6 protein-coding genes are annotated in these 7,451 nt (G+C 75.0%); 2 read left to right on the forward strand and 4 right to left on the reverse strand.

The features are described 5' to 3' along the window. Positions 1-123 precede the first annotated feature (123 nt). Together ABVB68_RS36450 and ABVB68_RS36455 are read right to left on the reverse strand one after the other, a co-directional pair. On the reverse strand, positions 124-561 hold the full coding sequence (locus tag ABVB68_RS36450; protein ID WP_353605517.1) for an SPW repeat protein: 438 nt from the start codon (positions 559-561) through the stop codon (positions 124-126). A gap of 112 nt (positions 562-673) precedes the next feature. Beyond that, the gene (locus tag ABVB68_RS36455; protein ID WP_353605518.1) at positions 674-1,327 is read right to left on the reverse strand and encodes a sigma-70 family RNA polymerase sigma factor; all 654 of its coding nucleotides are present in this window, start codon (positions 1,325-1,327) and stop codon (positions 674-676) included. A 439-nt stretch (positions 1,328-1,766) separates the two neighbouring features. Here ABVB68_RS36455 and ABVB68_RS36460 point away from each other — a divergent pair, with 439 nt between their 5' ends. Beyond that, the gene (locus ABVB68_RS36460) at positions 1,767-2,807 is read left to right on the forward strand and encodes a MerR family transcriptional regulator (protein ID WP_353605519.1); all 1,041 of its coding nucleotides are present in this window, start codon (positions 1,767-1,769) and stop codon (positions 2,805-2,807) included. Positions 2,808-3,171: 364 nt separating this feature from the next. On the opposite strand, the gene ABVB68_RS36465 is transcribed toward ABVB68_RS36460, so the two are convergent. Both ABVB68_RS36465 and ABVB68_RS36470 read right to left on the reverse strand, forming a co-directional pair. Beyond that, positions 3,172-4,548 (reverse strand): cryptochrome/photolyase family protein, encoded by a 1,377-nt coding sequence (locus ABVB68_RS36465; RefSeq protein ID WP_353605520.1) that lies wholly within the window; start codon positions 4,546-4,548, stop codon positions 3,172-3,174. Positions 4,549-5,042: 494 nt separating this feature from the next. Further along, the gene (locus tag ABVB68_RS36470) at positions 5,043-6,539 is read right to left on the reverse strand and encodes an SDR family oxidoreductase (RefSeq protein WP_353605521.1); all 1,497 of its coding nucleotides are present in this window, start codon (positions 6,537-6,539) and stop codon (positions 5,043-5,045) included. Between the two features lie 195 nt (positions 6,540-6,734). On the opposite strand from ABVB68_RS36470, the gene ABVB68_RS36475 reads away from it, so the two are divergent. After that, on the forward strand, positions 6,735-6,911 hold the full coding sequence (locus tag ABVB68_RS36475; RefSeq protein ID WP_353605522.1) for a DUF8839 family protein: 177 nt from the start codon (positions 6,735-6,737) through the stop codon (positions 6,909-6,911). Positions 6,912-7,451 lie beyond the last annotated feature (540 nt).

Consider the following 7,451-nt stretch of genomic DNA (forward strand, 5'->3'; position numbering starts at 1 on the left):
GGCGGGCCCCCGGGGGGGGTGGGGGGGCCCGGGTTGGGGCGGGACCGCGGGGCGGCCCCGGCCTCCCGCGGTGAGTGTCCTTCCTTTCCTCGGTCTTCACCTTGAGGTTCGGGGGTGCACCGTTCAGGGCCTGGGGGTGCTCTTCATGGCCGTTACCGCGCAGACCAGTCCGAGGACGAGCGCCAGCGCGCCGATGACGACGTTGTTGATGATCACGCCCGCGTCCGGGCCGCGGCCCACGATCCACGGAGCGATGATCATCCAGATGCCGATGGCGCACATGGCCCAGCTGAGGCCGTACATCCGCTCGGGGGCTCTGGTGAATCCCAGCGCCAGCAGGCCGATCGCTATGCCCATGATGAGGTTGTGCGTCATGAGCGAGGGCTGGCTCGCGGTGTAGTGCACGATCCACGGAGATGCGGCGCAGTACAGGCCGAGCAGGAAAACCGGCCCGTCCACGAGCACCACATCGCGACCGCCGAGCATGCGGGCGTAGCGTTCCCGCATCTCGGGGACATCGGGGTGGGTCGACATATCACCCCTGTGCGAGACGTTGGCCATGACTCGTCTCCTTTGGCTTGCAGGCCTAACCGCGTCACATGCGGTGTTGGGTAGCATCGCGTACCCCATTTTGCGCTTATTTGCCGCTTATGTGTAGATATGGGCGGCCTTGTCATGCCGGGGCGTGTCCAGGGGTGGACGGCCGCTCGGGCTGTCGCAGGCTGCGCCGGAGTTGGTGCAGGCCGCGACGGGTGTGACTCTTCACCGTGCCCAGCGGCCAGCCCGTGCGCGCGGCGATCTGGGTCTGCGTGAGGTCCTCGTAGAAGGCCAGGTACAGGACCCGGCGCTGGGTGTCCGGAAGTGCCGCCAGCGCCCCGTGCACGAGCAGGCGGTCGAGCACGGGTTCCGGGTCCGCGTCGGGGGCGCCGCCGAGCGCGAGCGTCGCGCCTGCGGCCGTGGCGAGTTCCCGGCGCCGGGTGCGGGCCGACAGCGCGTCCACGATCTTCCGGCGGGTGATGCCGACGATCCAGCCCGCCAGCGGGCCACGTTCCGGCCGGTAGCCGTGCCGCCCCCGCCACACCCCGAGGAACACCTGCTGGGTGACGTCCTCGGCCTCCCCGGCGTCCTCGAGAGAGCGCCGCGCCAGCAGGTACACCAGGCCGGACCAGCGGCGGTAGACGGCCGCCAGGACGGCGTCGTCGCCGGCCGGCAGGCGCCGGGCCAGCTCCTCGTCACCGTACGACTCCGCGTCCGGGCCCGGGGGACGCGACCAGGCGGCCGGACCCCGGGACGGACCTTCGGCTGCGGCCGCCGCGTACGTGGCCATGACCAGGGCTCCTCACCTGAGACGGTCCGGTCATCGTCGGAGTCCACCTACCACGCGGACAACACGCATCGTTCGTGCGTCGTATCGTCGAGGCATGGACGAGCAGCAGGGCAGCGCGCCGACCCGCGAGCGCCCTACAGAACCGGCCCTGACCCCCGGCGCACGCCCTCCGGAACCGGCCACCGGCTCCCCGCACCCTTCGGAACCGGCCCTGACTCCCGGCGCGCACCCTTCGGAACCGGCCACCGGCTCCCCGCACTCTTCGGAACCGGCCCTGATCCCCGGCATCGCGTGTCCTGCGGAACCGGCCACCGGCTCCCCGCACTCTTCGGAACCGGCCCCGATCCCCGGCATCGAGCGCCCTCCTGAACCGGCCACCGGCGCCGCGCACTCTTCGGAACCGGTGCCGGCCACCGGCGCCGCGCGCTCTTCGGAACCGGTGCCGGCCACTGGCGCAGCGCACCCTTCGGAACCGGCGCCGATCCCCGAACCGGCCCTGACCACCGGCGCCCTGGCCCGCAGGCTCGGCGTGTCGCCCACCACGCTGCGGTCCTGGGACCGCCGCTACGGCATCGGCCCCGCCCGCGCCGAGGGCCGCCACCGGCGCTGGACGCCGCAGGACGTGGCGGCGCTGGAGACGATGTGCCGGCTGACCACGGCAGGCGTGCCGCCCGCTGAGGCGGCCCGGGCCGCACGGGAGGGGGCCTGGGACGAGGCCCGGACCGGGACGGCGGGCCCGCTCCCGGTTCCGGCGGCAAGCGGGCGGGATCCGGCCGCCGGTCCGCGTTCGCGGGCCGGTGGCGTGCTGCCGCTGGGCAGGGCCGTCCGTACGGAGTGCCGGGGCCTCGCCCGCGCCGCGGTGCGGCTGGACGCTCCCGCGGTCGAGAAACAACTCGCCGCCGCCCTGGCCGAGTACGGCGTCGTCACCGCCTGGGAGGAGGTGATGGTGCCGACGCTGCACGCCGTCGGACGCAAGTGGGCCTCGTCCGGTGACCGTTACGTGGAGGTGGAGCACCTGCTGTCCTGGCACGTCTCCACGGCCCTGCGCCGGCACACCCCGCCCGCCGCCGCGGTGGGCGGCCCGCCCGCCCCGGGACCCGTACTCCTGGCGTGTGTACCCGGCGAACAGCACACCCTCCCACTGGAGGCGCTCAACGCGGCGCTGACCGAACTGGGCGTCCCGGCGCGGATGTTCGCCGCCGCCGTGCCCGCGGACGCGCTCGTGGCGGCGGTACGGCGGCTGGGCCCGGCCGCGGTGGTGCTCTGGGCGCAGGCCCGCGCGACGGCCAGCCCGGCCCTCGCCCGGCAGGTCGGGGACATCCGCTGGGGGGTGAAAGGCGCCCGGACGCAGCCGCTGGTGATGCTCGGCGGACCGGGCTGGGCGGGCCGCGCCTTCACCGGTACGGTGCGCCCCACCTCCCTGGCCGAGGCCCTCGGCGTACTGGCCGCCGGATACGGCAAGGCGGTGCGGAGCGGCTGACGGCCGTCGCGCCCGACCGCGCGCGGTCGCCGTCGGCCACGCTCGTCCCAGCCCACGCGGTCACCGTCGGCCCTTTGGGCCCCGGCCTTCGCGTGGTCACTGTCGGACTCTGGCGCCTCGACCTCGCGGGGTCACCGTCGGTCCTTTGGGCCCCGGCCTTCGCGTGGTCACTGTCGGACTCTGGCGCCTCGACCTCGCGGGGTCACCGTCGGTCCTTTGGGCCCGACCTCGTGCAGTGCCCGTCGGTCCCTTGCGTCCCGACCTCGCGCGGTGCCCGTCGGTCCCCTGCGCCCGGACCTCTCGGGGGCGCCGTCGGCCACTCGCGTCCCCGTGCCGTCGGCCACTCGCGTCCCCGCGCCGTCGGTCACTCGCGTCCCCGGGCCCGCCGGAAGCGGGCGAGGCCTTCGGCCAGGTCCACGACCGGCTCCGGGTAGCCGTCGGCCGCCGTCCGGGCGCCGCCGCGCAGCTTCCAGGGCTCGTGCACCGCGGCCCCCGCCACACCCGCCAGCTCCGGCACCCACCGCCGTACGTACGCGCCGTCGGGGTCGTACCGGCGGCCCTGCGCGACGGGATTGAGGACGCGCTGGGGGCGGGTGTCCGTGCCCGTGCCCGCCACCCACTGCCAGTTCATCTGATTGTTGGCCACGTCGCCGTCCACCAGGAGCTCCAGGAAGTGGCGGGCGCCGACCCGCCAGTCGACGTAGAGCGTCTTGGCGAGGAAGCTCGCCGTCAGCAGGCGGCCGCGGTTGTGCATCCAGCCCTCGTACCGAAGCTGACGCAGCGCCGCGTCGACGACCGGGTAGCCGGTGCGGCCCGCGCGCCACGCCTCGATGTCCTCGGCGGCCGTCGCCTCGGACCGCCAGAGGTCGTGCTTCGTGCGGTAGTCGGCGCCGGCCGCCGCCGGCCGGGCCGCCAGCACCTGACGGTGGAAGTCGCGCCACGCGAGCTGCCGTACGAAGGCGTCGGCGCCCGGGCCGCCCGCCTTGCGGGCCCGGTGGACCAGCTCGACCGGGGACAGCGCACCGAAGTGCAGCCAGGGCGAGAGGCGGGAGGTCGCGTCGCCGGCCAGATCGTCGTGCCGGTCCTCGTACGCGGCGATGCCCGAGCGCAGCCAGGCCGTGAGCCGCTCGCGTCCGGCCGTCTCACCGCCGCCGGCCAGCCCCGGCGACACCCCCGGCAGCGCGGAGCGTTCCGGCACTGCCTCGGAGCCGATCCCCGCCGGGACGCGGACCGCGCGGGGCGCGCCGACGGGATCCCGCAACGGCTGCCTCGCCCAGTGGCGGAAGTACGGCGTGAAGACCGCGAAGTGGTCCGAGGAGGCCGGCGTCACCACGCCCGGAGCGACGGCCGCCGTCACCGTGTCGTGCACGAACAGCCGCCGGCCGTCCGCCTCCAGCGCCCGGCGCAGCCGCCGCTCGCGCCGCTGCGCGTACGCACTCACGTCGGCCGCCAGGTGCACCTCGTCGGCGTCGGCCTCCGCGGCCACGGCGCACACCTCCCGTACGGGGTCACCCGAGCGCAGCACGAGCCGCCCGCCGCGTCCGCGCAGCGAGGCGTCCAGGTCACGCAGGCAGTCGCCGAGGAAGGCGAGCCGGTTGGGCGCCGTGCCGAACGGTTCCGCGAGACCGCCGTCGCGCACGAAGAGCGGGACCACCTCGCGGCCCCCGTCCAGGGCGGCGCGCAACGGCGGGTGGTCGTGCACGCGCAGATCGGCGGTGAACAGGACGACGGAGGTGGGCATGGGGTGACTCCGGAGAGGGGACGCCGCCCCGGCCCGCGCCGGACGGGTGTCCGGACGGTGCCGGGAAAGGGGGTTCGGGTGGTGTCGTGGAAGGGCTTCGGTCATGCCCGGAGAAGGGGCTCGGGTGGTGAGCGGGGTGGGGTTCGGGTGGTGTCGTGGAAGGGCTTCGGTCATGCCTGGAGGAGGGGCTCGGGTGGTGAGCGGGGTGGGGTTCGGGTGGTGCCGTGAAAGGGGGCTTCGGCCGTGCCCGGGGAAGGGGCTCGGGCGGTGCCGTGGAAGGGCGACTTGGGCCGTGCCCGGAGGCTCGGTCGGTGCGTGGAGTCGGGCGCGGTGCGGCGCGGTGGGAAGGGCGTCCGGGCCGTGCCGGGCAAGGGGGCTCGGGGTGGGATGTGGCAAGGGTGTTCGGGCCGGATGTGGGGCCCGTCCCGCGGTGTCGGCCGGGCCCGGGGCGGGTGAGCCGGCGGGTGAGCCGCGGGCGTCGGTCAGGGCGCCGGTCATCGGGGTGCCGCGGCCGCTCGGGCGAGGTTGCGGGCCATGCCGCCGAACACGACGGCGTGGAAGGGCGAGACGCTCCACCAGTAGGCGTGGCCCAGCAGGCCGTGCGGATGGAACAGGGCCCGCTGCCGGTACCGGCTGCGCCCCCTGCCGTCCGGCTCCGCGTACAGCTCCAGCCAGGCCAGACCCGGCAGCCGCATCTCGGCGCGCAGCCGCAGCAGGTGCCCCGGCTCGATCTCCTCCACCCGCCAGAAATCCACCGAGTCACCGACGCGCAGCCGCTGCGCGTCCCGGCGCCCCCGGCGCAGCCCCACCCCGCCGACCAGCCGGTCCAGCAGCCCCCGCACGTTCCAGGCGAGCGGGAAGGAGTACCAGCCGTTGTCCCCGCCCACGCTCTCGATCACTCGCCACAGGTCGTGCACCTCCGCGGCCACCGCGGCCTCGCGGTGGTCGGTGTAGAGACTGCCGCCCGCCCAGTCCGGGTCGGTCGGCAGCGGATCGCTGGGCGCGCCCGGCACCGCGGCGGACGACCAGCGCGTGGTCACCCGGGCCTCGCGCACCCGGCGCAGGGCCAGCCGCACGGCCTGGTCGAAGCCGAGGGGATGCCCCGGCGGCGCGGGCACATACCGGTCGATGTCGTGCTCGTGGCAGACGACCTCATGACGCAGCGACTCCGTCAGCGGCCGGGCGATCCCGGCCGGGACGGGGGTGACCAGGCCCACCCAGAGGCTGGACAGCCGCGGGGTGAGGACGGGCACCGGGAGGATGAGCCGGCGCGGCAGACCCGCCACGCGCGCGTACCGGATCATCATCTCCCGGTACGTCAGGACGTCCGGGCCGCCGATGTCGAACGCGCGGTTCACCCCGGCCGGCATGGCGGCGCTGCCGACGAGGAGGCGCAGGACGTCCCGGACGGCGATGGGCTGGATACGGGTGCGCACCCAGCTCGGGGTGATCATCACGGGCAGCCGCTCGGTGAGATAGCGGAGCATCTCGAAGGAGGCCGAGCCGGAGCCGATGATCACCGCGGCGCGCAGCACGGTGGTCGGCACGCCCGAGTCCAGCAGGATGCGGCCGACCTCCCCCCGGGACCGCAGATGCGGCGACAGCTCGTCCTCGGGGACGCCGCCGGGCGTGAGACCGCCCAGATAGACGATGCGGCGCACGCCCGCGGCCCGTGCCCGCTCCCCGAAGATCCGGGCCGCGCGGCGGTCCGTCGCCTCGAAGTCGGGGCCCGTGCCCAGGGCGTGGACCAGGTAGTAGGCCACGTCCACGTCCCGCAGGGCGTCGCCCACCGCGGCGGAGTCGGTCACGTCACCTCGTACCACCTCCACGTCACCCGCCCACGGCTGGTCGCGCAGCTTGCCGGGGGAGCGGGCCAGACAGCGCACCCGGTGCCCGGCGGCCAGCAGCTCGGGCACGAGACGGCCGCCGATGTACCCGGTGGCGCCCGTCACCAGGCACCGCCGCTCGCCCGTCCGCCGGTCGTCGTTCATCGCTCCTGGCCCTCCCGGCCCTCTCGGCTCTCGTGGTCCTCGGCGTCGAGGCACCTTCTGTGCTCCCTTCCGGTCCGGCGCCCGGTTCGGATGCACACCCGCCGACGTGGTGACATGTCCGCACCGATCGCGGGCAACCGCACCGGTACAACCTGTACATCCTGTTCGTCAGCGCAGCTGGAGGTGGCCGCCGTCATGAGTGCGAAGGTGTTGGAGCGCTTTCCCGCAGGGTCTCCGCGCGGATCGTGGCCGGCGGAGGAGTACGCGGCCGCCCGACGCGCCGAGGGTGAACCGGCGACCGTGGTGATGGACCTGAAGGCGGACGCCTTCCTCGTGGTGGTCAAGGGGCAGGACGAGGACGGCCGGGTCTGAGGCGGGACGAGGTCGGGCCGAGTCCGGGGCAGGAGGACGTCGGCCGGGTCTGAGGCGGGACGAGGTCGGCCGAGTCCGAGGCAGGACGAGGGCGGCAGCGCGTGCCGGAGGAGGAGGACGGCGTGCGTGACGCGGGAGGAGACGGCCGTGCGTGACGACGGCCGTCTCCTCCGGTTTTCGGGCCGCACTCCCGCGGGAACAGGCGGCGCAGGGGAACAGGCGGCGGCCGTCCGCGGTATGACGCCGTCTCAGGGACCGGCCGACACGATTCTTCCGAAGTTTTTCCGCCCCGGCAGGGGCGCGGTGCCGATCCGCGGCCCGGCCGTTCGTGTAGGAGGTGACAGACGGCCCGGCGCGGGCACGGGCGCGACATCGTGGAGGGCGTCATGAAGCACTACCTGCTCAGCGTGGTCCAGCCGGCCGGCGGCCGGCCGCCGGCCCCCCAGGAACACGCCCGCCACATGCGCCACCGCGCAGCCAGCAACCACGAACAGCGCCCCCCCGGGGCCGGGGGCGTCTCGGGCGGCCGGGACCGCCCCC

Source organism: Streptomyces sp. NPDC096012, from assembly GCF_040426375.1.
Lineage (GTDB): Bacteria > Actinomycetota > Actinomycetes > Streptomycetales > Streptomycetaceae > Streptomyces.

Coding starts and splice junctions, on each gene's coding strand:
- ABVB68_RS36450 (WP_353605517.1), bottom strand. CDS start 561: ATGGCCAACGTCTCGCACAGGGGTGATATGTCGACCCACCCCGATGTC.
- ABVB68_RS36455 (WP_353605518.1), bottom strand. CDS start 1,327: ATGGCCACGTACGCGGCGGCCGCAGCCGAAGGTCCGTCCCGGGGTCCG.
- ABVB68_RS36465 (WP_353605520.1), bottom strand. CDS start 4,548: ATGCCCACCTCCGTCGTCCTGTTCACCGCCGATCTGCGCGTGCACGAC.
- ABVB68_RS36470 (WP_353605521.1), bottom strand. CDS start 6,539: ATGAACGACGACCGGCGGACGGGCGAGCGGCGGTGCCTGGTGACGGGC.
- ABVB68_RS36475 (WP_353605522.1), top strand. CDS start 6,735: ATGAGTGCGAAGGTGTTGGAGCGCTTTCCCGCAGGGTCTCCGCGCGGA.